Source organism: Desulfosporosinus acididurans (assembly GCF_001029285.1).
Lineage (GTDB): Bacteria > Bacillota > Desulfitobacteriia > Desulfitobacteriales > Desulfitobacteriaceae > Desulfosporosinus > Desulfosporosinus acididurans.
In genome coordinates, this window is sequence record NZ_LDZY01000014.1 from 90692 (window position 1) to 117071 (window position 26380).

Genomic DNA, 26380 nt, shown 5'->3' on the forward strand with positions numbered 1-26380 from the left:
AGTTCTTTGAGGAGGATGACCATGCTGTTTGAAAAGTTGATACAGGAAAATAATATATGGGACGCACATATTGTTGCCAAAAACATGTTTAATCGGAATTTAGGAAGAACAGATGATTTTCTTCAATTTTTTAATTTTGCACTTTCTGTTGCTGCGTATCCGATTGAGAGTGATACTAGGAGATTCTTTGCAAAAGAGGCAGAGACCGCCATGACGGTATTTTCAGAAAACGTGGAGATTTCTGATGAAACGCTGGCGGTAATTGTTGATGCGCGAAAACGTTTATTTAAGATTGTGCAAGAATTAAGCGATATTGATACGAAAAAGGCTGAGGAAAGTTTAGTCGAAAGAAGAAAGCGTAATGAGGCTTCTTTAAAATGTTTTATTGAAATCAAAGGAAAAATGTTCAACACTAAGAAGCAAAGTGATTTTGATTCACTTCTTGCGCAATTGGCAAAAGTAGAATCGAGTATTGCCAAAGATGCTTTTACAGACGAACAGCAGGCATTGTATGATTCACTTACTAAGGATTTTTCTCAACTCGTAAGCAATAAAATGGAAGAACTTGCCCATTTTTCAAACGTCGAATATAACAAAGCTGCCTTGACGAATTTTCAGGCCGCGTTTAATGCCTTCCGTGACAATGAGAGTAAATACACTGGGAGTGAATCTCAGTTGTTTACCCTCGTTTCTCGTAAGCTGTTTTCCTATGATGCATCCCGACTGTTTAGTGAAACGCTGATTTATTACAACCATGTATATTCTTATATTTTTGGTAAGTTGAATGATGACGGTAAGTTCAGGCTTACTCAATATTCAATTGATGCTGAAAAAGTTCGCCGTTAGAGGGTGTCAAAAATGATGCCTAACAACATAAGTTTATCTTTCAATCAACCGTCTTATGTTCCTCGAAATACTCTTAGTATGGCTGATGTGAATACCTCGGCGTTCACTGTCAGTCTGCAGGCAACAAACACTTTTACTGCAATCTCAACAACGAATGGGTTTAATGCTCAATTCAATGAAATATTCACTCGCCTTTCCAGTCTACGGGCAACCTATCAACAACAGGTGAACAACGCATTAAGTAATGATCCGAATTTTACATCGCAGAGTATGAGGAATAAAGGCGTCAGTCTTGCTTGGCAATACGAAAAGGCCGAACTCGAAATGGGTGGTTCGGGAACCAGACATTGGACCGATGCAGAGAAACAGGATATTTTAAAAACTGGAAAGGTCGAAGGGGCAGAGGGTCACCACATCAATAATGTTCACGCACACCCTAAAGACCAAGCTAATCCTGACAATGTCAATTTTGCACGCGATCGTCAGGAACATAAAGACATGCACGGTGGCGATTTTCGCAACGATACCGAGGGAAAGATGTATGACAGGGACCAGCGATTAAAAGATGTAAATCATAAGAGAGTATTCAAAAATGAAATAGCCGGGGTCGGTATAGCCGCTGCCATAGGGCTTGGCATGGGCTTTACAATAGGCTTTGTTGTTACCCTGGCACAGGCAGGGGTTTCGACTGAAAGCGCAAAACTGGCTGCGATCGCCGGAGCAAAGGCTGGCATAGAAGGCGCTGGACTTGGCGTTGTTAACCACCTTATATCTCGTTCAATAGGTGAAATAGCTACCGGTGCACTCCAAGGAGTATTGGGTAATATTGGCATTACCGTCACAGAAAACGTCTCAAAGATGTGCAAAATGGGTGTGGTCGGCGGCCTTGCTATTGTAGTATTCTCTGTTTACCAGTTTACAAAGTTAAAAATCATGGGGTATAACACTAAAGAATGTATTATCCGTGTTGGTAAGCAGGCGGCATTTTCAATAACACTGCTGGTGGTATCAATAGTTGCGCAGGGGTTCTGGGGCGGTGCCGCAGGAATCATTGTCTCAATGAGCGTCGGATTTGTGGTTCTGATTTACAAGACTTCTATGTCAATCCACGATAAGAACATTGCGAAACGTATCCACATATATACAATTGAGAAAAACTTTCCTCATTTTCTCCAGGAGGTATCATATGATTATTAATGAGTTCGTTCACTGGGCAAAGACTGTCAATAAAAACAATAGGTTTGATGAAGGCATAAGTGCAAAGGATTTGCCAAACGCCCTAAGAAAATTGTATAGTGTGGCAAACCCTAAAGAAGTTGTCATTCCTTTGACGGACTTGAACTCTGTTTGTTTTTATGCCTATGAAGAGCTACAGGAACTGCAAGAGGACTACGCTGTCGAGAGTGGCACTATATTTGCCACCATCAACAGCGATCCGATTTATTTGAAAGATGAGGCTGTTTATGCTTTGAAAGATGAAATCCTTGCTCCTTCTTTTGAGATTTTTTTGCAGGCACTGATGTCAGGAGAGTTGTTCGAATAATTAATGGACGGTTAATTTAGGTACTTGCACTTCCTAAATTACAAATGTATCACCAGATCTATTTAATTTAAGGTCTCTAACATCCTTTGCGAATGATCAATAAAGTAACACCTACCCACGTTGAGACCGTGACTTGTCAAAGAAACAGAAACTATAAAGGCGCCCGTGGTGCTGGGTGTATAGCCTGAGAATAAAACATATCCAAATATTCTCTTAAAAAATTAAAGTAAACAGGCCTAAAAACGCTTAATAATGCGGCACAGGGTCAATGGAGGCTTGATGTTAATGGGAATAGCAAGGATAATTTATGTTATGTTTTAATACTAGTCTTGAAAGGACCAGTGAATATAAAAAATCCACAGCCAGATCATTTTGATGATCTGGCTGTGGATTTTTTAAACGTCATGGGATGAAAATGCTAGAGAGGGCTAATATATTATACAGTTAGGCATTAAGTCGTTTGTAAAGAAAGTTTTGGATATTTATTAGATTGCTGGGGATAATAAAATGATTTCGGATGTTTAGTGGAATGCTTCCTGATAAGCTAATTATAAAGCGAAATGTAATCTTACTAATCCCATTCCATTACATGGATAACCTTTTTGTGAAATTTTATGGTTATGCTGGAGTGAACTATAAGATATGAGTATTAATCATTTATGGATTATTGTCAGTGCATGTTTTGTTTTCTTTATGCAAGCGGGGTTTGTCTGTTATGAAGTTGGCTTCATTCAATCAAAAAATGTAATTAGTGTAGCCATTGAAAATATCATTACATTTGTCATTACAACTTTAGTTTATTGTTTTATAGGATTTGCACTTATGTTTGGAAACAGTCATTGGGGGCTTTTTGGCGGCGATTTCTGGTTTCTCAATAACCTATCTCATGCGCATAATTCTGTAGGTTTCGTTTTTGTATTTTTTGAATTAATGTTTGCTGGAACAGCGGTAACTATTGTATCTGGGAGTATGACGGAGAGAACTAGACTTTTACCTTTATTAATTGCCGACGTTTTTCTGGCAGGATTTATTTATCCTTTATATGGGCATTGGGTGTGGGCAGATCTGTTTACTAATCAGTCAGCCTGGCTAAAGCAGATGGGATTCATGGATTTTGCTGGAGCCACAGTGGTACATTGCACTGCGGGCTGGGTCTCTTTAGCAGGAATCATCATTGTGGGGCCACGTAAGAACAAATGGGATGCAAATGGGAAAATTAAGAAATTAGGAAGATCAAATATACCTTTTGCTGTACTGGGAACATTTATTTTATGGTTTAGTTGGTTCGGGTTTAATGGAGGAAGCCTTTTGGAATTTAATGATCGAGTTGGGCTGATCCTCTTAAATACTAATTTTTCAGCAGCAGCGGGGGTTGCTGGCGCAATACTGACGACCAGTATCTTCATTAAAGATCATAGTTATATGGAAGCTGTTTTCTCAGGCGCCTTGGGTGGTTTAGTGGCAATAACGGCTGGGTCTAATTATCTTTATCCTTTTCAGGCAGTTATGGTAGGTTTTATCTCAGGGTCGGTCGTTGTTTTAGCTAGCTTATTGCTAGAAAAACTGGGATTAGATGATGCTGTGGGTGCAGTACCTATACACGGTTTTGGAGGTGCTGCAGGAACCATATTATTAGCTTTATTCACTCCAGCAGAATTTCTTGGAGGGCAATCACATATAGTTAAGATCCTAGTTCAATTCGCAGGGGTATTACTTAATTTTGTCTGGGCTTTTGGTTTAGGACTATTATTATTTTATACAATCAAAAAAACAATTGGCTTACGGGTAACTGAAGAAGAAGAGGACAAAGGGTTAAACATTGTTGAATTTGCTGATATTTATTCATGGCAAGACTATTTGAAGATGACACATTATGAAAATTTGACACAAGATCTCAACCTTAAAATTCATGCTCAAAATCAATTATTGCAGAAACAGGCAAAACTTTTGGTGGAAACGCAGGAGCATGAACGGCTTAAGTTGGCTAGAGATATTCATGATGGGGTTGGTCAATCCTTGGCAGCTTTAAAATTGCAATTGGGTATGATCGCCAATAAGGTTAAAACAGAGTACAAAGATAATAGATTAAGTAATCAGGTTGAAGGAACTGTTAACCTTGCAACTCAGACTATTGAGGATATTAGGGCTGTGCTCTTTAATTTGAAGCCAGCTTTTTTAAGTGATAAGGGTCTTAGTGCTGCAATTGAAGTTTTAATAAAGAACTTTGAAAAGACTACAGGGATCAAATCAGAATTTAATTTATTAACGGAAATTCCGGCTTGGGAGGATGCTGCGGTCTTGAATATATATCGAGTAATCCAGGAATGTTTAACAAATATCTTAAAACATGCTCAGGCAACAATGGTAAACGTTAGTTTTGTGAGGCTTAAAAGCGATTTGTATTTGTTTCAGGTCAGCGATAATGGAGTAGGTTTTGAGGCTGACGGAGTGCATACGGGATTGGGATTGAATTCGATTCAAGAAAGATTAAAAATGCTGGGCGGGAGTCTTCGGATTATAACGTCAGAAGGCCAAGGAACTTCATTGATGATGGAGGTGCCTTTTGAAGATTAAAGTATTTTTAGCAGATGATCATAAAATACTCCGAGAATCATTACTTATTTTACTCCAACAAGAAAATGATATAGAAATAATCGGTGAGGCCCCTGATGGGCAGGAGGCACTGCATGGAATTCTGCGCTTAAAACCGGATATCGCCATACTTGATATTTCCCTACCCCGGCTTAATGGTTTGGAAGTGGCTGAAAGAATTAAACGAGATTGCCCTGAAATAAAAGTAATAATCTTAACAATGCATAAGAATGAAGAATTTGTAGCTCGAGCCTATCAGTCTCAGGTTAGTGGCTATGTTTTAAAGGATAATGCCCTCGAAGAATTATTGAAGGCTATTAGAATAGTACAATCAGGTGGAATATATCTTTCAACAGATATCACTTCCACGGTCGTTGCCGGCTTTGTGAAAAATTTTAATCTTAAGAAAGGAGAGCCAGATGAACTCGTTTCATCAAGAGAAAGAGAAATAATCCAACTTCTTGCTGAAGGAAACAGTAACAAAGAAATAGCCACCATGTTAAATTTGAGTTTAAAAACCGTGGAAACTCATAGGTCTAATATAATGCATAAACTGGAATTTAAAAGCCTAGCGGATTTAGTTTTATATGCAGTTCGAAATCATATAATTGAGGTGTAATTTAATAGCGTGAAAATTGAATACAGTGAAAATTACCGTATAATACAGTAAATCCTGTATTAATTAATCCTTCATTTTAGTTTAAGATTTATTTGACTTTAAAAATTAATTAATGGGAGGATTATGATGATTAATACAGGGGATACTGCTTTTGTTTTAATAAGTGCCGCTTTGGTATGTCTTATGACCCCGGGTTTAGCATTTTTTTACGGTGGCCTGGTACGAAAGAAGAATGTATTGACAATCATGATTCAGAACTTTGTTTCTATGGGAATCGTGACAGCAATTTGGGTCCTGGGAGGTTTTAGTCTGGCCTTTGGTAAAGATTTTCATGGTATTATCGGTAATTTACAATATTTTGGTTTAAGCGGAGTGGGCATGACCCCAAATCCGGCTTATGGGCCAACCATACCATTCCTAGTATTTTTCTTTTATCAAGAGATGTTTGCCGTAATTACTCCTGCTTTGATTACGGGTGCTTTTGCAGATAGGATAAGCTTTAAAAGTTATCTTAAGTTTTTAGTATTATGGAGTATTTTTGTCTATATACCTGTGGCTCATTGGGTCTGGGGAGGCGGTTTCCTAGCCCAAATGGGGCTTGTTGATTTTGCTGGCGGTATTGTTGTTCATGTTACTGCCGGAATTGCCGCTTTGGCCTCAGTGTTTTTTGTCGGAAAACGAGTTTTACAACCGGGAGAGAGCACTGCGCCACATAACATTGCCTTTGTTGCTTTGGGGACAGGACTCTTATGGTTTGGCTGGTTTGGGTTTAATGGCGGCAGTGCGTTAGCTGCTAATGGCATCGCAGCAACGGCTTGTGTCAATACCGATATTGCAGGTTCACTAGCAATGATCGCCTGGCTTGTAATTTCTTGGATTCACGAGAAAAAACCGACCATGTTAGGTGTTCTAACTGGTGCAGTTGCTGGCTTAGCAACTATCACACCTGCTGCAGGCTATGTCCGTCCTTGGGGAGCTGCTATCATCGGGTTACTAGCTGCGGGCGTTTGTTATGCAGCCGTTCAAATTCGCATAAAACTTGATTGGGATGATGCTCTTGATGTTTGGGGAGTGCATGGAGTCGGCGGTATTCTTGGATCTATTTTAGTAGGCGTATTTGCTATATCTAGCGTAAATCGTACGAGTGGTCTTCTTCAAGGAAATCTGCACCAATTTTTAATTCAAGTTCTAGGGGTTGCCTTCACGGCCCTTTATGCTTTTGGTGTAACGTATCTTATCTTAAAAATCATAAATGTTTTTGAATCTGTGCGTGTGCCTATGGAAGTGGAAATAAAGGGACTGGATGTCACTCTGCACGGCGAAACAGCTTATTTGTAACACTATGACTTCAAAAAAATCAGCCAGAGCTTGATGCTCTTGGCTGATTTTTTTACTATTAGTGACAATTAGAAATATTAATACGACAAAAAGCGGAGGTGCATCGTTAATTTGTATCAAAGATTGAGTTATTAGACGGTCGAGAAGAGGGAACTAGTACCTCTGATGAATTAACAATGAAGAAACACCAACCCACGTTGAGACCGTTACAAGTTTGAAAACAGTAACATTTTAAGAGCCGCATGTACCAAGGGTTTCGGGGGCGGGAAAATTTTCAAATAGGCTAAAAATGTTAAGAAAGTGTAAAGCCTGCGTCCGCGGAAACATGTCAATTTAGTGGTGCTTGCCAAGGTACTTAAGAACCTAAATTAATTCTTTTAGCCAAATTAGTGATCAACTCAATATCTTGCTCAGTTAATTGATCAAGGAAATATTTGCGTATTGCCTTTGAGACTATGGGGCGTGAATCATCTAATGCTGATTTTCCGGAGGAAGTGATGATGACTTGAACGCCATTACCTGTGTCCAATGGTTTCCTTAAAACAAGCCCACGTTGTTCCATTCGAGTTAAATGGTGGGACAATCGACTTTTCGTCCATTCCATCGAGTCGACTAAGTCCTGCTGTCGAAGTTTACCATTCCCGAAATGGTCTATCCGATCTAGTACTCCAAAATCACCCTCGGATAGTCCTGTGTGCTCGGTCATTTCCTTTATTACGCGACTGAAAATCCTCTTAAAGGAGCCTTTCCACATATGCCATATTTGCATTTCTTCGTCATTTAACACATTCTTATCCATGAAACAAGTATATCATGGTTGATACGTCAACCACAATATGCTATAGTAGAGTTTAGTTGACGTGTCAACCAAAGCTATAATGTAAAGGAAAACATCGATTCCAGAAAGGGTGTGTTATTAAGCACAGTAAACCAGTCATTATGGTCGCAGGGACCAATAAAGGAATAGGATTTCAACCGCGAAGGATTCTCGCTGGATAGTGCGTCATTATTCTCATCGGGTCATCGCAAATTTGAGTAAGGGGAGATGACCATGTTGTGATTCGTAGCGGATTGTCAAGAATAAGTTATATAACCAAGGTAGAGTAAAATATTATTTTGAATTTACTAACTTGTTTGGAGGTATGTGAACTATGACATATTTAGGTGAAAACATCCCTAAACTCGGTTTTGGGTTTATGCGGCTTCCGATGATTGGTGACGGAATTGATATTGAGCAAACAAAAGAAATGGTCGATCTGTATATGTCTAAAGGATTCAGTTATTTCGATTCTTCCTGGGGCTATAATGCTGGGAAATCAGAAGAAGCAATGAAAACCGCAATTGTTGACCGTTATCCGCGTGAAAGCTTTCAAATTGCGACCAAATGTCCTGTTTGGATTGTCAAAACGGCCGAAGAGGCCAAGAATATGATCCATACTTCATTGAAGCGCACTGGTGCCGGTTTTATCGACTACTACCTGCTCCATAATTTAGGAGACACCCGTACCAAATGTTTTGATGATTTTGGAATGTGGGATTATGTTCGTGAACTTAAGGAAAAAGGTCTGGTACGGCATATCGGTTTTTCGATTCATGACAAAGCAGACGCGCTGGATAAAATCTTGACCGAGCACCCGGAGATGGAATTTGTTCAATTCCAGCTGAATTACGCTGACTGGGAGAGCCCAACGATTGAAGCCCGAAAATGCTATGAAGTGGCACTGAAGCATCACAAACCCATCATCGTTATGGAACCAGTTAAGGGTGGCAGTTTGGCGAACCCGCCTGAGAGCATAAAGAAAATATTCGAAACCGCCAATCCGAAGGTTTCGCTGGCATCATGGGCTATCCGCTATGCGGCTTCTCTGGACAATATTATTACAGTGCTGAGCGGAATGTCTACAATAGACCAGGTACGGGACAACGTATCTTTTATGGAGAAGTTCAAGCCGCTTAATCAAGATGAACTGGCTGTTATTGAGAAGGCGCGGCAAGCGATCAGTAAAATTCCTAATATTCCTTGTACAGCGTGCCAATATTGTGTAGAAGGCTGCCCGAAGAATATACCTATTCCTAATGTTTTTACGGCATATAACTACAAGCTGATTTACAATGATTTAGCCAGAGCGAAGGGTCTCTATAGCATGGAAACCAGATTACTCGGTGGCGGTAAAGCCTCTGACTGTATTGCCTGTGGAAACTGCGAGCGGGTTTGTCCTCAACATATTGATATTATTGATAATTTACAAACAATAGCAGAAGAGTTGGAAAAATAATAAGGGCTTGCAGCTGATAGCCGCTTTTGAGGCGACTTTTAAAATAAGATGTAAATTCATGTTAAGCAACTAAACTAGGGCCCCTCCTTGAGACTATTAATGAATTAGAAAATAGCAAGGACTAAGAATCGCCAGACGTTCCATATTTATGTAAGCAATCTGGTGGCTTTACAACATAATACCTTCAATCCTAGACATAATACATTACACAGTCCAGTCCCATAAACCTATTTTCATTGACCTCTGCCTAAGCCGGCGGGGGTCCTTTTTGATGGGAAACTGTCATGCACGGTGTGGAACAAGGGAAAAGGTCAAAGCCTTACCTTTGCTATTTTGAGTATTTGACACTCCCACGGCTAAAGCCGATGGGATTCTTGGGTGATTAAACCGAAGTACATTTCTGCTATCGGAGTATGACCCCAAGTTCAGGGCTATGCCATTAGCCCGTCCTAGAGCAGTACACAATGGTACTCTAGGCTGATAGCCTGTTACCAGCTACCACAGTTTCTTTGAAAACGATCGTTTTAACGTCTTTTTTCTTGACGACACATAGAGTTTTACCTGATAGACGCATTAGCTATCAGAACCTCTTACTCTATCCAGTTTTCAAAGATCAAACTAATACTAGTTTATCATAGTGCTAAGACATTTACATTTACATGAAATTACGAAGCCGCCTTCATCCCACGATTTAACCGTGGGCTTTTGGCTACGTTTCTATAATTGTTAGTTATATCGTGTAATGTTCGCTTAGAATAGCCTTCTGCATATCCAAAATGTATGCCAGAGAACAAATCTGGTGAAGTCAAAAGATGACAATGGGAATTTTAAAGATTGCCCGAAATCACAAATTTATTAAGTAAAAAACAAAGGCATCAGGAGAACAAATCTTGATGCCTTTGTTTTATATAGTCATAAATGAAAATTAATATAGAAAGATAAACTAGGCGCATTAAAATGAGCTCCTAGTTTTATTATAATGAAGTCCGTCACAAACAATAGATAACAATTGATTGAATCTGCTTCTATCGGGAGTATCTTCGTATTCATCTACAACCATGAGAAGACCCGACATAAGGGCGATCAAATCGATAGCTTCAATATCTTCCCGAACCGCCTTTGCGTCTTGGGCTCGGGTGAGGAGATCAGCTAATGATGACTGAAAATCCAGTAGAACACCGGATGTTGCCGTCCGAACGCGAAAAATACCGATTCTGAAGGCATCCCTCATCGCTTTGTTTGTAAAGCCATCTTCCATGATGAGAGAAATGAAGTCAAAAAAGGCTTTACCGGGATCGGTATGAATGCTAAGAGATTTGGCTTTCTTTGTAAGCTTTTGTTTATAACTGATAATGACTTCATTAAACAATACTTCTTTGGTCGGGAAATGGCGGTATACTGTACCAATGCCGATCCCTGCTTTGCTGGCAATTTCACTTATTGGAACTGCCAATCCCTTTTCAGCAAAAATCTTATGTGCAGTTTGCAATATCTGTTCTCTGTTTTGTTTTGCATCCGCCCGCAGCTGCTTTTTGGAATTAGAAAAACCTGAATTATTTGGCTGCGCATTCTCTATTTCGCCCGAAGAGTCATTTTTCTTTTCCGTCATGATATCACCTCTTTTCTTCATTTTACCTTAAAAATGGATGTTGAAAAAGGAGTAATGATTCCGTATAATATAATTTGTAAACGGAATTGCGGTTCCGATTGTAAATTACATTGTCAGGGTAATGTTTTCTATGATTTGGAAGAAATAATTCTAACGATTAAAAGGAGAAAAAAAGATGTCAAAGGTCGTTATTTTTAACGGTAGCCCGCGTAAAAACGGATATACTTCAAAGCTGTTGGCGCAGGTTGCAAACGGTGCGAAATCAAAAGGTGCTGAGGTTATCGAGTTTAATCTGAATGACCCAGGGATACGCGGATGTCAGGGGTGCTTATATTGTCGGTTGCACGATGGCTGCGCAGTTAATGATTATCTGCAGCCGATGTATGAGGCCATAGAGGATGCAGATGCCATTGTATTTGGTTCACCAATCTACGGCTACCAAATTTCTGGTCAAGCAAAAATTTGGTTAGATCGCACATTCCCGATGGTTGGTGATGGTTTCGCGGCGAGACATCCTGGAAAAAAAGCAATAACAATATTTGCCCAAGGAAGTCCAAATCCTGAGATCGCCGCAGAGGGCATTAAAACTGTTAGTAATATTTTCGCGAGATATGGCTGGAAAGTAGAGGATAGCATTCTCTGCTGCGGAACTACTAATTTTCATTCAGAAAAGTTTGAGATGTATAATTCCGGTTTGCAAAAATTCGAAGAGCTATCTGTGAGAGCATTTAAGGATGGGATAAGTTTAGTTAAATAAAATTATGTTCTAAATAATTATTATAATATATTCAGGAGGGAAAAATGCATGTCTAATTTGCAAAATCCTAAATCAACGGCCAGCCAGCCTCCGTCTGAGCGACATGATTTCATGGGAGCCGCCGAAGTTTTCGAACAAGTACTCGAAATGTACAGAACTGGAAATCTGCAATCCTTGGTTGATCTGTTGGCAGAAGATGCAGTTATGGAGTTTCCATTCGCACCGTCTGGTCGGCCGCGGCGGGTTGAGGGAAAGGACAATATCATTAAATACAACCAGGCAATTCTGGGTAGCGTCACCATCACAAGTATTACCGATGTCGAGATCCATCGCATGATTGATCCTGACTGCGTCGTCGTTGAAATGATAGGGCACGGAACCGTTTTATCAACTGGCAATTCTTATGAAAGGCGCTATGTTGACGTGTGCTACACCAAGAGCGGACGTATCCAACTCCTCCGGGATTATTGGAACCCACAAGATTCTCAGATATCCAAGGACAACGGAGTGACCTAAGCGCTCAATTGCTGAGTATAATGCCGCGAAGAAATGTTTATAGGGGATGCACAAAGATACTGTAAGCAAAAGGTATTTTCAATATTGTCACACCAACCCACGTGGAGTGCGTGGTTCGATTAAGAAAACAGACGCTCTGAAAGCCGCCTGTGGCAAGGGCTTCGGGGATGGGATATTTTTAAAATAAACTGAAAGTGTTAAGAATGTATTAAGGGTGCGTGCATGGGAACATATTCAATGTAAATGTGGCTTTTTCGCAGGAGAGATATGCTAATAAATGTGTCGCAGTGTTAAGGCGGGGGCGTTGAGGCTGTAATACGTCATTATCCGACACCATAGAAGAATGTGTATTTGGTTGGAGGGAGACGCGGATGCTTTCTTTTAAGATGGCAGGGGAATCTAGACTAAAGGGTGGAGTTGCTGTTGTACTACTTGTCGGGTTACTGTTTTACGTTTTCCCCTAGTGATTGGACGAGCGTATGACGTTTTTCTCATACCAAGCAAATGGATAGTTCCAGTATTTCAGAGTGGGACTTATGTCATGACTGCAATCTTAATTTGGCTACTTATTAGTGTGCTTATTGGAATGTTCCTGGGAGCCATTTTTAGTAGATTAACGAGACTGCAGGTTTCTAGACAATCGATACATATTCATATAATGACTGCCTTTTTGCTGTTGAAGAATCAACTGCCTCACTATTTCCTTGTCCAATTAAATAGTGCAGCAATTTTGGAGGAACCTTTGTTCCACGGCTTCTTCTGGGGCTATCTAAAGAATTGGGGCTGGAAAGAGTCATGGATTTGGCTTACTCAGGCAGGTTTGTTTGTGATTGGACATATTTACTAAATTAATAAAGCACCATTGTCCTTTTGGATTATCGTACCACTTTCTGGTTTAGTTTTGGGATTCTTGGCATTTCTATAATACTTTAGAAAATAAACGCTATGATTTAACAATATCCCAGTTTGAAATTGAAATTTAATAAAGGAGCAAGTTATGGTTGAGAATTCTTCGAGGCAAAAACGTCCGCGAATACAAATGCATCGTTCTTTACTGGAAAACATATTTGATATTGGCGCTATAATTGGAGTAGCAACTTCATATATTTATCCTGTAATTATATGGTCCTCATTACCAAGTAGAATTCCGGCTCATTACAATATTCAGGGTCAAGTTGACCGATGGGGATCGAAAGGAGAACTATTCCTATTAGTTCCAGTGGTCGTTTTAATGTACATATTTTTAACGATATTAAATCATTATCCACATAGGTTTAATTATCCGTTTGATATTACTGAGCAAAACGCGGAAATACAATATAAATTGGCCAGGTTAATGGTCCAAGCTTTAAAGATGGAAGTAACTTGGATTTTCGCTTATATTCAATGGAGAACTATTGAGGGCGCAATGGGTAAGGAGCTAGGTCTTGGAATAGGTTTCATCTTAATATCTATATTGCTACCGTTAGTTACACTGATTTTCTACATCTGGCGGGCATTTAAGGCTAAATAGTGTGAGAATTATTCAACAAATCTCAAAACGATATGGTGAAAGTCATCCCGAAGTAATTCGTATTAATACGGATTTAACTGATGGAACCCATCAACCAATGTACTTGGTATTTCTAAAGGGGAATTTCAGTTTTGGCCAATGGTTCTAAAGCATGGGCTATAAGAGCCACCGAACTCCTTCAATCCCGCAGGTTGGGATGAACTTACCTAGTGGATATGGGGAAGGTGTAGTTAGATGGGAGTGTTATGAGAGTGTTATGGGAGACTGCTATTTCTGTTTCATCAGGACAACACAAATCGGCAGTATTTTGAGTTAGAAATGTAGGGAAAACATTGAGGGAGAGTAAAGATGTACTTTTCATCCAAACGTGATACATGGCTTGGATTACTGCTATGGATACCAATAATAGCGGGGATTGTTCTAACAACATGGATACCGTCATCAAATGGTCAATATGATCCAACTGGTTTATTTATCTTTGTACCAATTGTGGCATTTATTGCATGGCTTTGGTTTGGAACAGGATATCGAGTGACGGACGATGAGTTAAGAATTAAATGTGGTCCTATCCGTAAGATAATTCCTCTAGAAGAAATAGTGAAAATAGAAAGTACAAGAAATCCGATATCCTCGCCAGCACTTTCATTAGACAGGCTAGAGATTAAATACGGGGAGAGTAAAACAGTAATAATCTCACCACGAGATAAAGAAGGATTTATAAACCTAATAATAGAAAAATGCCCAACGGTGAAGGTAGATAGTAATAACGTAGATAATTCAAGTAAGAAAAGAATGTTGATATGCATTAGAGTTGGAGCAATTATCACAGTATTAGCCATGAGTGGTGTAGGTACACTTATGTATTTTAGCAATAAGCAAGCTAGTTATACCATTCAAGGCGGCACTCTAAAAATTAGTGGAGAATATGGGGAAGTAATAAAACTTTCAGATATAGCAGGTATCGCGATAAAAGACCAGATTCCTGAGATTCGGCTTAAAACAAATGGTTCCGGTTTAGGAAGCATGTTGAAAGGTTATTTCAAATTAAAGGGGATTGGACAGGCAAAATTATTTGTTGATACGCAAAAGCCTCCCTTTATTTTTATAAATGCAAAGTCTGGTTTACGGATCGTGAATACCGAAGAACCAAGCGAAACAGATATACTTTATAAGAAATTATTAGAAGCTTGGAAACAGAATGCTACACCAAAATAACGTTTATGCCAAAGCCCCGCCTTGTATAAAGCCAAGCCGCTTGTCAACTAGCCGAACTCCTCCAAACCCGCAGGATGGATGTACTTACCTTAGTGGATAACTGAACTGAGAAGATGGAGGCTTTGTACCAAGAACGTCTTCGAAGAACACGATGCTGTATCCGAAATGAAGGTAGGTCCTTCGAAACCGGTTTATAGGAATCCAATCGTAGGTGCTTGCGTTGCCGTATCACAGCATGGTTGGCTTTTAGTCTTTTTCATGTGGTTATATTTCTATGCTACGCCATTGTGATTTCCTCTGTAATGAGAAAAAGATAAGGTTCATATATTCATTCAAATTCCGGCAGTTTTCTTACGGCAATAAAAAGAAGTAAGCCGTTTTACTTACCTCTCACATGATAAAATTGGAATTATCGGGTGTATGGGTAATTGGTAGTATATTGCTTAGCGGTAAAACGCTCAGTTTTTTGCTGGAAGATAATGTATTAGCGTATGTTTTCGTTAAAATGTAGGTGGGACCTCATTATAGAGTTCCACCTACTGTATGGCAACTGAAACAATTCAGCTGAACACCTACATAATTATGGCAGGTAATACAGAATTGGCCAGAGTTAGCTCCTACAGTATTACTCCAGGTATTAATATTAATCGGGAATTTCTCGCCTTGACTATTGACGTAGATTGTCTGACCATCTCGAACATAAGCCTGTCGCCATTGATCGAGCAGTTTCATATGATTAGCTATCATCCATGAAGCCGGCTCTATATCATGCTGTGTGCTTTCTATTAATTTAATGTTCTCAGCTAGATTCTTAGGTTCAGCATTGGCTTTTCCCATATTATAAAAGAATGGGATGCATAGAAAAGCAACAAATACAACAAGGGAAGCAATTATTCTACCGCCTTTATACATTATTCATTTCCCTCCTTTCCAGGGAGATCGCTTAAACGAAGATCAGTAGTTCTTTCTCGCCCCCATAATTAGTACGTTATTCACCAGTTTATGAGTTCCAGAAACTGATACACCTGGGCAATCCATGAGAGTCGGGTAAGCTGCGCGACCGACATTCCATACTTTATGTAAGTGGTCATTTAGTTAACGTGTCGTTCGCCCACGATGGACATGATTTTTGAGGTATTCATAGCGTTCGTCATTGTACCTGCGAAAGCAGGGATTGCATGAACTTTCGATGTTTATATTATTGCTTAGGCCTATGAATTAGCCGTGAAAAAGTTATGAATAAGTTGTGAATAAGTTATGAAAATAAGATCCTATTTTTGCCAAGAGACTCCTCTTGACATAATGTGGAATTACAGGACGCTAAGGATGCTAATACAATAAAGCGAAGATGTTAGACGAAAAAGTTAACTTTGATACATGAAAGGAGTCTTTATGGATTTGGATTATTCTTTATTTGTTCCGTCGTAGAACTTTAAATAATTTTGATAATCGAAATACTGCACTAGATATTCTTCGTGAACGCTATGCACGTGGTGAAATTGATTCCGTAGAATTTCAAAGCAAGAAACATGACTTAGATGGAAAGTAATTCTAAGTGTCCAAATTAGGACAGTAACTCCATGGGAGAAACTGTCCTAATTTACGTTAATATCGTTATGTTTGTTTAAGAAAGGACGAATAACAATGCTTATCCTAAAGGGAAAGAAATCAAACGGCATTGTAGGAAAATATAAAAGTATAATCGATGCTCAAAAGATCTTTTCCGACGCCCAAAAGTATTTAAAGCAGAACCGAATTGATCAAGAACTTGTTCTAGTTGAGGGCAATCATATCGTGATGGCTGTACGTTTGAAATGTTTAAACGTCCCATGATAATTTCTCGGACTTAAGCTATCTGGGAAATTATATGTGGTTAGCTTTAGAAGCGATTAATGAAACGCATCAATGTCATTCATGGGACCTATGAATTGGGGTAACACTGGGTCCATAACGGTGAGTGAAGAACAGGCTACAAAAAATGCTCAAGACTTTGTAACAAAAATGGGTCAAGAATATTCGATCGGGGAACCTGAACTCGCTCCTGGTTATTATGAATTCATGATTCAAAAAGATGGTAAGGATTATGCAGAGCTTGACGTTAATGGATATACTGGTCAGGTATGGTATATGAAAACTGGCACGGACCCATCTTAAATACTATTGAAATGAAGTAACAAAACTATAAGGAGATTAGTTGCAGGAAAACAGACAACATGGTTTCAGGTTAAGCGGCGATATGATTAAGATCATATTGCCGTTTTTGTTGCTTGGAAAAGATGATTCTAATCTATTAGGAAAGAAGTTAGCCCCATATGTCTCAAGTAAGAATCAGGAATGGATAGAATGAGGGGATTTCTTCTACAAAATCAAAGTTTCAGGCTTAAAAACTAAGACGAATAGGAGAACTGATTGAGGGCAAACTCTAATAGTAATCTTTCAATTCAATAGCTGAAATGTATTTCTTAGATAAAACGATAAGATTGCTTCTTTTAAAAGAAAATGGTAAGGAAGTCCATAATTTTGGGCTAATTAAATTTGTAAAAGAAGTGGGGCGTTAATTAAAATGAAATTTTTGTCTTCATTATTGGTTGTTTTGGCTCTGACTTTTATTGCTTGGTTTGGGGTAGGAGTTCTCAAACTTTATGCTGTATTTGGAATCGGTATACCCTACTTAGCTTTAATCATATTCGCAATTGGTTTTACAAATCGCCTATTACAATTAGAACAAAATAATCCCGAAAATTCGCCGGGGACTAAAAAATTGACGGCAAGAAGACTATTAGAATTACTGTACTTCCGCTCATTCTTCGGAAACATAAAAATGAAAAGGCAAGAATCGAAAGAAGAGTCAGGGCCTTCAAACTGGTTTTGGGCAGGTGTCTACATCTTTTTTGGGGCTCTGCTTATTATTTTAATACGGCACTTGCGGTTGTTTCTAAATCCAGTACCCTCGTTTATTCAAGGCCTGGAGACTATAGATAGTTTCCTTACAATTGGCTTTCCTCACAATGTAATTTATATTACTGACATCGTGTTTATAGTGGCTTTAGCGGTTATCGTATTACGCAGTATTTATAGTTCATTTATGAAGAATACCTCTGCGTCTCTTAGCTATGTCCCTTTATTTCTGCTTCTCGGGAGTGCTTTGTCAGGAATTATTATGGTCTATTATTGGCGAGTGGACATAGTGAGTGTGAAGGAATTGGGCATGGGCTTAGTTACATTCAGACCCTTTATCCCAACGAACGAAGGAAGTATTTTATTTATTCATATATTCCTTGTCAGCAGCCTTTTGGTTTATCTAGCCATGTCGTCGAGAAAACCGATGTATCAATGGAGTACATCCGAAAATGAAGCGAATATCGGCTAAGACCTCCGGAAAGATAGAGTGTAAGATTAAAGGTTCTTAAAAGGGAGTACTGAGTATGATTTATAGTAAAAAAATCTACCTGGGAATATTGATATTTATAATCTTGCTCATTTCTCCATTTCTTGCTAGTTTAGGGAAGGCAAATGTTCCACCTGTTCCATCGCTAGATACACCGGTTATTAACGCAATGGCGGTCAAGCAGTGCGTTGAGCCAACAGAGTATATGAAAGATTATCATATGCAATTATTGTATAAATGGCGAGATGAGTATGTACGAGAAGGTAACATGATATATGTTAACAGTCGTGGTCAGAAATACACGATTAGTCTTGAAAAAACCTGTTTGAAGTGTCATTCCAACGAAGAGCAGTTTTGTCAGAAATGTCATACATATGCTGGAGTGAAACTATACTGCTGGGAATGCCATCAGAAATGATCAACTAATATTTTTAAGTAATAGAGGAAGAAACGCTAATATGAATGATCCTTTAGGATCCTTAAACAAAGAGAGGTGATAGCCTATAATGGTTATCGTCTCTTTTAATTTAAAGTGGAATTAAAAACATACATATAAAAAGTTTAGTTCTAAAAAGCCGAATAATCATAAAAACTAGGGGCCGCAACATTGACAGTGGGACTTATGGCTTTACCAGCTCTGGCGGGAACGACTCAGGGACAGGACAATGGATGGGTTGGTCAAATGCAAAATCTTCATAACTCAGCCGGAATGCAAAAAGCCATGGAAACGGGAGATGTTAAGGCAATGCAAGATCTGATGAATTCAGACCCAGCCGTTAAGACTCAAATAGGGCAAGATAACCTTAACAAAATGAATCAATTTATGAGCCAATTTCAAGGAAATATAATGAGCGGAAGCAGTGCAGCTAGTTCCGGTAGTACAATGATGAACGGAATTGGAGGATCCAATACCGGAAGTACCATGATGAATTTTTAATTATAGAGGTTACAGCATGATGGCTTAAGTATTCAAATGCTGCAAAAAGTGCTGAGAATCAATTCTCGGCACTTTCTTAAAGGTAATTATAACAATAAGATAAAAATTAATCCTGCCATGGCAAGGTTATATTACCCTTTAGCTTGGCTGATCATGGTTTTAAGTTGTTCGGAGTAAGGGCCATTAGGATCTTGATTTAAGACGGTTTGCCACATGCGAATGGCTGACGAATTGTCCTTCTTAATTTGATAAAGATAAATACCGTAATTAAACAACGCAGGAGAAAAGTTTGGGTTGATAGACAAAGCCTTTTGGTAACTCTTTTCCGCCAAGTCCAGTTGTTCGCTATAGAAAGCAGCTGTCGCCATATCAGTCATAACGTTGATATCTTGTTTGCTCTTGAGAACGCTCTGATAACTCTTGACTGCCAGAGCAAATTCATCTTTTGCTTCATTTGGAGCGCTTTTCTGGTCTGCAGTTCCTAAATCATAATAAGCATTTCCCAAATCCTCCTGCAGCCCAATATTATTAGGATTTAATTTCAATTGTTGGATTAAAGTATTAACTCGGTTCTTGTCATTGCTAGAGGCACTATTGTTAGACGTTGAAGACGATGAAATCGAGGAACTGCCAGCGTTATTTGAATTATAAAAGTATCCAAAAGCTCCTGCCCCAATTAAACAGGCGGCAATTAAAATAAAAATAACAATGGTTTTGAATTTTTGATTTATGTTTCCCTGCATGCTGCATTCTCCTTCGCAATTTTTGAAGGTACCCTATATGTTTTAAGATTCGTTAAGCCTAAATTGATTTATCAGATTAATTAATCGTACATATAATGGGCAAGTCAAGGAACGGATGAGCGCACTCGACCGAGTGCGCTCTAATCTATCAGCTAAGATTATTTAACTTACATCCGCATTGCCATTCGTACAGTAAAGGTTAAGAAGTTTAATACACCGAAGAGCAAGATGACAAGAAGATAAGGCATAGAGACGGACAGAGCTTTACCTAAGCCGTAATTCTTTTTAGCGATACGATAGGCTGTATACATTGAGCCAAGCGTTCCGGCAATGACTAAGAAATACTGCATTACTTGGATGATCGGGTCAGGAACGAATGAGGTTGAACCTTCGAGATGCACCCCAAAGAGTCCCATGAACGTATAGTAGGTTGCTTTCCCTTCCGCCAGCAGGTGGAATAAGTTGTGGGCCATATGTGAGGCAAGGTCTAGGGGAATGACGGCGTAACCGAAGCGGGCAAAGGCAGTACGCAGTGTTTCACCTGTGAAACGTTTGGAAAGAGCTGTTGCTGAGAAAAGAAGTAACACAGGAGTGGCCATGGCTAAGATAAAGAGCAGTGTAAAGGCAACATCTTGATTAGCAATACCTAAGGTCTTTTCTACCCACTTGAGGAAAGCAGGGTAAAAGTCCAACATGGTGACATTTTGGACGAAAACAATTCCCACGATAACAATGGCTAAGAAGGATTCTTCGAAACGAGCCCGGGTCATCGACCAAAATTCACTGGTTGGCTTACGAGGGGTTAAGCGAATTGAATCGTGGGGGCAATTCTTGATGCAGCTTCCGCAGAGATTACAATTGGCGTTATTTTCCATTGCCATCGGAAATTCAAACATCGGACATCCTGGTGCGTTAGCCCCACCCTTGTAACAATCACGTGTTTTACAGGTTTTGCAAACATTCTTATCAGCGCGCAGTTCTAACATACCTGCTCGAGAATAGTTGCCGGATAAACTACCGAGAAAACAGAGATAACGGCACCAAGTGCGGCGTTCAAAAAGCAAGGCACTTACCATTACTCCGCCTAATATCAGCAATAAAAGCGTTCCGGATCCTCGCGGAGATTCTACAATCCCCCAAATATGATCAGACCAGGTGATGAGAATAAAGGTAATATCGATAATCCAAAGGCCATTTTTCTTTATGAAATTGGGAACTTTGAGATTGGCTCCAAATAACTTTTGCGTTAAATCACTCACCCAGGCAAACGGGCAAATCCCGCACCAGAACCGTCCCAAGAGAAAAAAGAAAAATGGGATTAACGGCCACCAAAGAACCCAGGTTGCAGCAGAACCAAAGTTATTGTCTACGGCAGTAGGTCCTGCAAGGGTCTCAAACATAATGACAGCAAAAACGATGACCGTAATCCATTGAAAAATCCGAGGATAAAAGTAGCTCGTTAGAAATCGTTTAAGCCAGCGAACGTTAAGAAGATTCGTTGGTTGTTTAGACGGTTGCTTGTTGATGGAATTTGTTGAAGACATTTCTAGGCCTCTACTTTCTTATTTTTTCTTTCCTTTTAAGACCGCAGCGATAATTCCGGCAATGACGACGACACCGGCGACACTGCCAATAAGCACATAATTAGGTCCTGATTTTCCTACCGTTATTGGAAAATTGACCGTGCTTTGGCCTAGGGACGAAGAAATAGTAATTGCTTGGTTCCATTGCCCAGGCTGGTTGAAGTTCATGTTTTGCATCATATAGGAACCTGGTTCCATGGACATTGAGCCCATGGATGATTGTTCTTGCATGACCATTCCGCTTTGGTTATCCATGCTCGATGACATGTTCATGCCTGCCATATTTCCGCCATCATTGGAGTTAGAGCCCATCATGGTGGGATTGCCCATCGTAACTTTTGCTCCGGTTACGGGCTGTCCGGTTGTCTTATTTTTAACAATGATGGTCATTGTTCCGGATTGGTTAACCATAGGGTTTTCCGGGTTCATTTGCATAATCACGTGATAAGGGCCGGCGTCTTGCTCAAGCTGAGATGCCGCGAAGGCATTGGTTGCAAACATAAGAGTTAAAAGTAACAAGGATGATAAGGTAAGAAGGATTTTCAAAATAGGTTTTCTTGGATAACTCATAAAACACGCTCCTCTAATTTATTGAGACGGCAATTTTGTTTGCAAAAGTCATGCCAAGTTGCACTTTGTATCAAATTATGCTGTAATAGCACTATGATTTCGGAATCTTGTCGATTTCCATTAACATTTTTAAACATTCCGGCCATCTAACCGATGTTTGACTGAGAAAAGATAACGTTTTTACGATCAAGAAGCAGAAAAAAGTGTGGGAAAAGACACAGATTACTGCGCCTTTTCCCACATCAATTCTAAGTGTAGGTCTAAGGGGATGAGATTGTGCGGCGAATACTAGTTGCCGATGACGAGGTAAATATGCGCTGGGTTTTAGAACGAGCCCTGGTAAAAGCAGGATATGACGTTGAAACTGCGGAGGATGGCCAATTGGCCATAGACCGGGCATTGTCTGAACGTCCGGATCTTGTCCTCGTCGATTTAAAGATGCCTAAGGTAGATGGATTAAGTGTGTTGCGTACTTTAAAAGGACATTACCCCGATTTACTCATTGTCATGATGACAGCGCACGGCACTACAGAAACAGCGGTGGAGGCGATGAAGGCAGGAGCTCATGACTATTTAATGAAACCCTTTGAAATCGATGAACTGCTCATCACTGTTGCAAAGGCCTTAGAAGTAGAAAGTCTGCGCGAGCAGGTGGACTACCTGAAGGAGGAAGTTCAGCCTAATCGCTGGCAATTGATTGGAGACAGCGACAAGATGCAAACATTAAAACTGCTTGTCGAGAGGGTCGCGCCAACACCGGCAACGGTTCTTATCCAGGGAGAGTCCGGTACGGGTAAAGAATTAGTTGCCCATGCTATTCATACCTTAAGTCCGCGGGCTGATGGCCCTTTTATCCGAGTCAATTGTGCGGCTTTGACTGAAACTTTATTGGAAAGCGAATTATTTGGTCACGAGAAAGGGGCTTTTACCGGAGCCCATACACGTAGGTCCGGCCGTTTTGAATTAGCAGACAGCGGAACGCTTTTTCTCGATGAGATCGGTGAGCTGTCTTTTAATGTTCAAGCAAAGCTGCTGCGAGTACTTCAGGAACGGACATTTGAACGAGTCGGAGGCGAAAAAACCATTCAAGTTGACGTGAGGATCATTGCCGCCACGAATCGGGACTTGTTAAGAGAGGCTCAAGAAGGACGGTTTCGCGAGGATTTATATTATCGCTTGAATGTCTTTCCAATCCTCGTTCCCCCCCTGAGAGAACGCCGGGAGGATATCTCCGTCCTTGTGGAACATTTCTTAGACAAACTTAGTGTCTATGGCAAAGACAAGACTCTTGGACCGGGAGTTCTTGACCAACTCATAGCTTATACTTGGCCTGGAAATGTACGAGAACTTGAAAATGTCATTGAACGAATGGTTATTATTTCTCCGGGAGCTGTAATCGGTCTTGAGGGGGTGCCAACCTTTAATCCATCTAATCAATTTGAGAAGAGTTTGGATCCTTTTATTCTTCCTCCGGAGGGTATATCCCTTGAAGAGATTGAAAAGTCCTTTATACGTCAAGCTCTGGAACAAACGGATGGGAATCAAAGCCAGGCGGCAAAAAAGCTGGGACTTTCCCGTTACGCCTTTTTGTATCGTTTGGAAAAATACGGGATAAGCGTACATTAGGATAGCTGACCCTTGAGAGGAGCGCTTTTATTGCAGAGCAATAAACTCGATCTCAAAAATCGACATCGAGTCTATTTCGATTTGTTGATCATTAGCATCGTAATTGTCATTTTAACGGTCATTCATTATACGACTTATCATTACACCATGAATTATCACATCATGTTACAATTTGCCTATTATCTCCCTGTGATTTACGCGGCTATGCGTTTTGGCTTAGTCGGCGGCATTATATCCGGGTTATCTATAACCCTTCTGATTCTGCCGTTTATGACTTATTTTAACACAATGGCCATGGCCTCATCAGCTATGCTGACTCAGTGGGTGGAAATTGGCCTAATTAATGGCATTGGTTGGTTAACTGGTTTTCTGATTGAACAGGAACGGAAAGCAACACGCAAACATCAACTTGCTCTTCAAATTCAGAAAGAGTTGGTAGAAAAGTTAAAGCGTGAAAGTCTAGAACGTGAACGCTTGGAAAGCGAGATCCGGCAAACTGAACGGTTAACTGCGCTTGGGCATCTGAGTGCCGGACTGGCTCATGAAATACGCAATCCCCTGGGGATCATGAAAGTAAGTATTCAGCTCCTGGCTCAAGACAAACAAGAAGATAGTGAGGTTTTAGAATATTGCCGCGTACTTAAAGAAGAGTGTGAGCGCCTAAATAGGTTAGTTAGTGAGTTTTTAAGTTTTGCCCGTCCTAAGGAATTAGTGCGTAGAAGAGTTAAGTTAGAGAAACTCTTGGAAGAAGGAGTTCTGTTAATTCAGCCTGCTCTGCGGCAGCACCAGATTGAATTATCTCAAAAGGGAGGACAAGTTGATGCTTACAAAGTTGAAGTAGACTCTGATCAGATTAAACAAGTCATTTTAAATATCTTACTCAATGCCATAGATGCCCAAGGAGAAGGTGGCAGGATTCTTCTGGAGAGAATTCAAAAAGAAGGCTTTGTAGGATTTGCCGTTAGCGATGAAGGGCAAGGGATTTCGCCCGATGTTTTGCCTTACATATATGACCCCTTTTTTACAACTAAGGAGAAAGGAACCGGATTAGGATTGTCGGTGGTACATCGTATCTTAGATCAACACGGCGGGAAGATATCCGTTTCAAATCGAAATGGGCGAGGAGCAAGAGTTGAGATTTTGTTGCCTCGATGTGAGGAAGGACCCTGATTGAAATGTTCAGGGTCCTTATTCATGAGAAATTCACAACTTGTTCATGAGATAGTCGTATCCAAGGGTTACACTAAGAACAATAAGTTTACCGTAGGACAGTTAGAAAATGAGTATTTTCAATGGTTGATGAATTAATATAAAAAAGTAAAGCGACCTTCAGCTGGCATTATAACTTTTTTCAAAAGTGTATCAAATTAGGAGTTTTTTCTTCTGTCGGACCTCCCTTTCTGTTAAAATCAGTAGAGAAGAGAGATTGTAATGAGGAAAAACTACTTTGTAAAATTAGTAAGATACATGAAAAATGTTTACCATCTCGAACATGGTTTAAATAAAATGTCTGTCGGACGAGTAAACCCAACTTACAGCACAGGTCAAGTATCAGAGATGCACTTAAAGTCATAGATTTGGAGGGGCTAAAACAAATCAATCAAGACATTATAAAAAAGGCGGTCGAAAATAAGGTCTATGAAAATGGTACTATTGATGGATATATGGTGGCTGCGGTCGATGGAACAAAATTCTTCGGGAGCAATAAGAAAAGCTGTTCAGAATGCTTGACAAGCACCAAAGCAGAAAAGACTCATTGTTCCCTTAGTGGCGCTGTTATTTTGGATTAACCACTGTAGAAATCTCGGAATCGATACAATTGTTCGAGCAAAGAACAATAATAATAAGAGTTTTCGGTTAGCCAAAAAGAAGACAAATAAATTAGATGCAGCTGTTTGGGAAGATGAAAAAGGATATATCAGATTGGAAATGATAGGCATGACGCAATCGTCAAAACAAGCGCAGTGAGAGTTCCGCTTCCGGCCTATCTCAAGAGCGTCAAGCGCATATTGATATTGCTTCTTTGCTTCCGACAGAGCGGAAAATTTCTGGCTGATCCCTACATACAAATTATTCTCCTCAATAAACTTGGGAAAAGTTCGGCATTTTGAATCAAACAACGTTTTATAGAGAATTTCGTCAACGAATGCCACAATACCGGAGTGATAGACAATACGCTGATCGACCGGAATATAAGACTTTAGTGTCTGGAAGACAACCGGTACTTTATTGTCGAATGCTTCCTGCATACCTTTCATGATAAAATCTCAGGAGAAAAGAGGGGAAAAAATACTATATACAACTTCAAAATTGACGAAATAAATGTTTGCCACTGTGGTGACCTTGAACATGTTCTAAATCCTGAGCAGGTGCATGAAGTAGGAAAAAAAGCTTGACCTCGATATAACTCTAGGTATTAACATGAATATAAATCCAAAGTTGCCCTTAAGACAAATACTGTTAATAGGAAGTGGGTATATGCCATCAATGAAGGACCAATACTACTCTTCAGCTAGAACGATGATGACCCTTGGTGGCAAGGCATTGCTGGTGGAGCACATCGGCTCAACCTCAGAGCCCGGACTTTATGCTAATCCAAAGCCCTCTGAAGTACGCACAGAACAGATAATTTATATTCGTAAAGGAAGTTGAGGTAAAAGTATTATGTTTCAACAGCCGGTTACATAAGCGCCACTGATAAATAACCGG

At 39.9% G+C, this 26380-nt stretch carries 29 protein-coding genes and 1 pseudogene; 23 read left to right on the plus strand and 7 right to left on the minus strand.

Annotated elements, in window-relative coordinates:
* Positions 1-21: 21 nt before the first annotated feature.
* The 6 genes from DEAC_RS17875 to DEAC_RS17900 all read left to right on the plus strand — a co-directional run bounded on the left by DEAC_RS17875 (position 22) and on the right by DEAC_RS17900 (position 6938).
* Positions 22-846 (plus strand): hypothetical protein, encoded by an 825-nt coding sequence (locus DEAC_RS17875; RefSeq protein ID WP_047811438.1) that lies wholly within the window; start codon positions 22-24, stop codon positions 844-846.
* A 12-nt stretch (positions 847-858) separates the two neighbouring features.
* Positions 859-2043, plus strand: coding sequence for a hypothetical protein (locus DEAC_RS17880; protein ID WP_047811439.1), 1185 nt, complete (start codon positions 859-861; stop codon positions 2041-2043).
* Positions 2033-2389 (plus strand): hypothetical protein, encoded by a 357-nt coding sequence (locus tag DEAC_RS17885; RefSeq protein ID WP_047811440.1) that lies wholly within the window; start codon positions 2033-2035, stop codon positions 2387-2389. Before DEAC_RS17880 ends, DEAC_RS17885 begins: the two co-directional genes overlap by 11 nt.
* A 642-nt stretch (positions 2390-3031) precedes the next feature.
* Positions 3032-4963 (plus strand): ammonium transporter, encoded by a 1932-nt coding sequence (amt, locus tag DEAC_RS17890; RefSeq protein WP_047811441.1) that lies wholly within the window; start codon positions 3032-3034, stop codon positions 4961-4963.
* Positions 4953-5600 (plus strand): response regulator transcription factor, encoded by a 648-nt coding sequence (locus DEAC_RS17895; protein WP_047811442.1) that lies wholly within the window; start codon positions 4953-4955, stop codon positions 5598-5600. The genes amt and DEAC_RS17895 overlap by 11 nt, the downstream gene beginning before the upstream one ends.
* Positions 5601-5726: 126 nt before the next feature.
* On the plus strand, positions 5727-6938 hold the full coding sequence (locus tag DEAC_RS17900; protein WP_047811443.1) for an ammonium transporter: 1212 nt from the start codon (positions 5727-5729) through the stop codon (positions 6936-6938).
* A gap of 355 nt (positions 6939-7293) precedes the next feature.
* Here the strand turns inward: DEAC_RS17900 and DEAC_RS17905 are convergent, their stop codons facing one another.
* Positions 7294-7737: a MarR family winged helix-turn-helix transcriptional regulator gene (locus DEAC_RS17905; RefSeq protein WP_047811444.1), complete on the minus strand. Its 444-nt coding sequence runs from the start codon at positions 7735-7737 to the stop codon at positions 7294-7296.
* Between the two features lie 352 nt (positions 7738-8089).
* Here DEAC_RS17905 and DEAC_RS17910 point away from each other — a divergent pair, with 352 nt between their 5' ends.
* A complete protein-coding gene (locus DEAC_RS17910; RefSeq protein WP_047811445.1) occupies positions 8090-9214 on the plus strand; it encodes an aldo/keto reductase in 1125 nt (374 codons plus the stop codon).
* A gap of 952 nt (positions 9215-10166) precedes the next feature.
* Here the strand turns inward: DEAC_RS17910 and DEAC_RS17915 are convergent.
* The gene (locus DEAC_RS17915; RefSeq protein ID WP_053006490.1) at positions 10167-10823 is read right to left on the minus strand and encodes a TetR/AcrR family transcriptional regulator; all 657 of its coding nucleotides are present in this window, start codon (positions 10821-10823) and stop codon (positions 10167-10169) included.
* Between the two features lie 175 nt (positions 10824-10998).
* Between DEAC_RS17915 and DEAC_RS17920 the strand changes: the two genes are divergently transcribed.
* The 6 genes and pseudogenes from DEAC_RS17920 to DEAC_RS22360 all read left to right on the plus strand — a co-directional run bounded on the left by DEAC_RS17920 (position 10999) and on the right by DEAC_RS22360 (position 14824).
* A complete protein-coding gene (locus tag DEAC_RS17920) occupies positions 10999-11580 on the plus strand; it encodes a flavodoxin family protein (RefSeq protein ID WP_047811446.1) in 582 nt (193 codons plus the stop codon).
* 48 nt (positions 11581-11628) lie between these two features.
* Positions 11629-12096 carry a nuclear transport factor 2 family protein gene (locus tag DEAC_RS17925; protein WP_053006491.1) on the plus strand — a complete coding sequence of 156 codons (468 nt, stop codon included), beginning with the start codon at positions 11629-11631 and terminating at the stop codon, positions 12094-12096.
* Between the two features lie 574 nt (positions 12097-12670).
* On the plus strand, positions 12671-12943 hold the full coding sequence (locus DEAC_RS17930; RefSeq protein ID WP_161796471.1) for a CPBP family glutamic-type intramembrane protease: 273 nt from the start codon (positions 12671-12673) through the stop codon (positions 12941-12943).
* Positions 12944-13007: 64 nt separating this feature from the next.
* A pseudogene (locus tag DEAC_RS24855) lies at positions 13008-13079 on the plus strand (hypothetical protein); the annotation flags it as partial.
* A 14-nt stretch (positions 13080-13093) separates the two neighbouring features.
* The gene (locus DEAC_RS17935) at positions 13094-13609 is read left to right on the plus strand and encodes a DUF1648 domain-containing protein (protein WP_047811448.1); all 516 of its coding nucleotides are present in this window, start codon (positions 13094-13096) and stop codon (positions 13607-13609) included.
* A gap of 348 nt (positions 13610-13957) precedes the next feature.
* Positions 13958-14824, plus strand: coding sequence for a PH domain-containing protein (locus tag DEAC_RS22360; protein WP_053006492.1), 867 nt, complete (start codon positions 13958-13960; stop codon positions 14822-14824).
* 522 nt (positions 14825-15346) lie between these two features.
* Here the strand turns inward: DEAC_RS22360 and dsrJ (DEAC_RS17945) are convergent.
* Positions 15347-15736 (minus strand): sulfate reduction electron transfer complex DsrMKJOP subunit DsrJ, encoded by a 390-nt coding sequence (gene dsrJ / locus DEAC_RS17945; RefSeq protein WP_047811449.1) that lies wholly within the window; start codon positions 15734-15736, stop codon positions 15347-15349.
* 502 nt (positions 15737-16238) lie between these two features.
* Here dsrJ (DEAC_RS17945) and DEAC_RS22920 point away from each other — a divergent pair.
* The 6 genes from DEAC_RS22920 (at position 16239) to DEAC_RS17970 (ending at position 19149) form a co-directional block, all read left to right on the plus strand.
* Positions 16239-16373, plus strand: a complete 135-nt coding sequence (locus DEAC_RS22920) for an SHOCT domain-containing protein (RefSeq protein ID WP_345788182.1) — start codon at positions 16239-16241, stop codon at positions 16371-16373.
* A gap of 95 nt (positions 16374-16468) precedes the next feature.
* Positions 16469-16657 (plus strand): hypothetical protein, encoded by a 189-nt coding sequence (locus DEAC_RS17950; protein ID WP_161796472.1) that lies wholly within the window; start codon positions 16469-16471, stop codon positions 16655-16657.
* A gap of 81 nt (positions 16658-16738) precedes the next feature.
* On the plus strand, positions 16739-16978 hold the full coding sequence (locus tag DEAC_RS17955) for a PepSY domain-containing protein (protein ID WP_242847196.1): 240 nt from the start codon (positions 16739-16741) through the stop codon (positions 16976-16978).
* 409 nt (positions 16979-17387) lie between these two features.
* Positions 17388-18194 (plus strand): hypothetical protein, encoded by an 807-nt coding sequence (locus DEAC_RS17960; RefSeq protein WP_053006493.1) that lies wholly within the window; start codon positions 17388-17390, stop codon positions 18192-18194.
* Positions 18195-18249: 55 nt separating this feature from the next.
* A complete protein-coding gene (gene dsrJ / locus DEAC_RS17965) occupies positions 18250-18630 on the plus strand; it encodes a sulfate reduction electron transfer complex DsrMKJOP subunit DsrJ (RefSeq protein WP_047811452.1) in 381 nt (126 codons plus the stop codon).
* 195 nt (positions 18631-18825) lie between these two features.
* Positions 18826-19149 (plus strand): hypothetical protein, encoded by a 324-nt coding sequence (locus tag DEAC_RS17970; protein ID WP_427846274.1) that lies wholly within the window; start codon positions 18826-18828, stop codon positions 19147-19149.
* A gap of 131 nt (positions 19150-19280) precedes the next feature.
* Here DEAC_RS17970 and DEAC_RS17975 read toward each other — a convergent pair whose 3' ends face one another.
* From DEAC_RS17975 to DEAC_RS17985, 3 genes are all read right to left on the minus strand, one after another.
* Positions 19281-19892, minus strand: coding sequence for a tetratricopeptide repeat protein (locus DEAC_RS17975; RefSeq protein WP_047811454.1), 612 nt, complete (start codon positions 19890-19892; stop codon positions 19281-19283).
* A 167-nt stretch (positions 19893-20059) separates the two neighbouring features.
* A complete protein-coding gene (locus tag DEAC_RS17980) occupies positions 20060-21436 on the minus strand; it encodes a 4Fe-4S binding protein (protein ID WP_047811455.1) in 1377 nt (458 codons plus the stop codon).
* Between the two features lie 18 nt (positions 21437-21454).
* On the minus strand, positions 21455-22045 hold the full coding sequence (locus tag DEAC_RS17985) for a hypothetical protein (RefSeq protein ID WP_047811456.1): 591 nt from the start codon (positions 22043-22045) through the stop codon (positions 21455-21457).
* A gap of 276 nt (positions 22046-22321) precedes the next feature.
* Between DEAC_RS17985 and DEAC_RS17990 the strand changes: the two genes are divergently transcribed.
* Positions 22322-23671 (plus strand): sigma-54-dependent transcriptional regulator, encoded by a 1350-nt coding sequence (locus DEAC_RS17990; RefSeq protein WP_047811457.1) that lies wholly within the window; start codon positions 22322-22324, stop codon positions 23669-23671.
* 30 nt (positions 23672-23701) lie between these two features.
* Positions 23702-24841, plus strand: coding sequence for a two-component system sensor histidine kinase NtrB (locus DEAC_RS17995; protein ID WP_047811458.1), 1140 nt, complete (start codon positions 23702-23704; stop codon positions 24839-24841).
* A 548-nt stretch (positions 24842-25389) separates the two neighbouring features.
* Here DEAC_RS17995 and DEAC_RS23640 read toward each other — a convergent pair.
* The gene (locus DEAC_RS23640; protein ID WP_047811459.1) at positions 25390-25929 is read right to left on the minus strand and encodes a hypothetical protein; all 540 of its coding nucleotides are present in this window, start codon (positions 25927-25929) and stop codon (positions 25390-25392) included.
* A 36-nt stretch (positions 25930-25965) separates the two neighbouring features.
* On the opposite strand from DEAC_RS23640, the gene DEAC_RS24300 reads away from it, so the two are divergent.
* Positions 25966-26067 carry an MBL fold metallo-hydrolase gene (locus tag DEAC_RS24300; RefSeq protein WP_242847200.1) on the plus strand — a complete coding sequence of 34 codons (102 nt, stop codon included), beginning with the start codon at positions 25966-25968 and terminating at the stop codon, positions 26065-26067.
* An 82-nt stretch (positions 26068-26149) separates the two neighbouring features.
* On the plus strand, positions 26150-26323 hold the full coding sequence (locus DEAC_RS23645) for a GrpB family protein (protein WP_161796473.1): 174 nt from the start codon (positions 26150-26152) through the stop codon (positions 26321-26323).
* Positions 26324-26380: the final 57 nt, after the last annotated feature.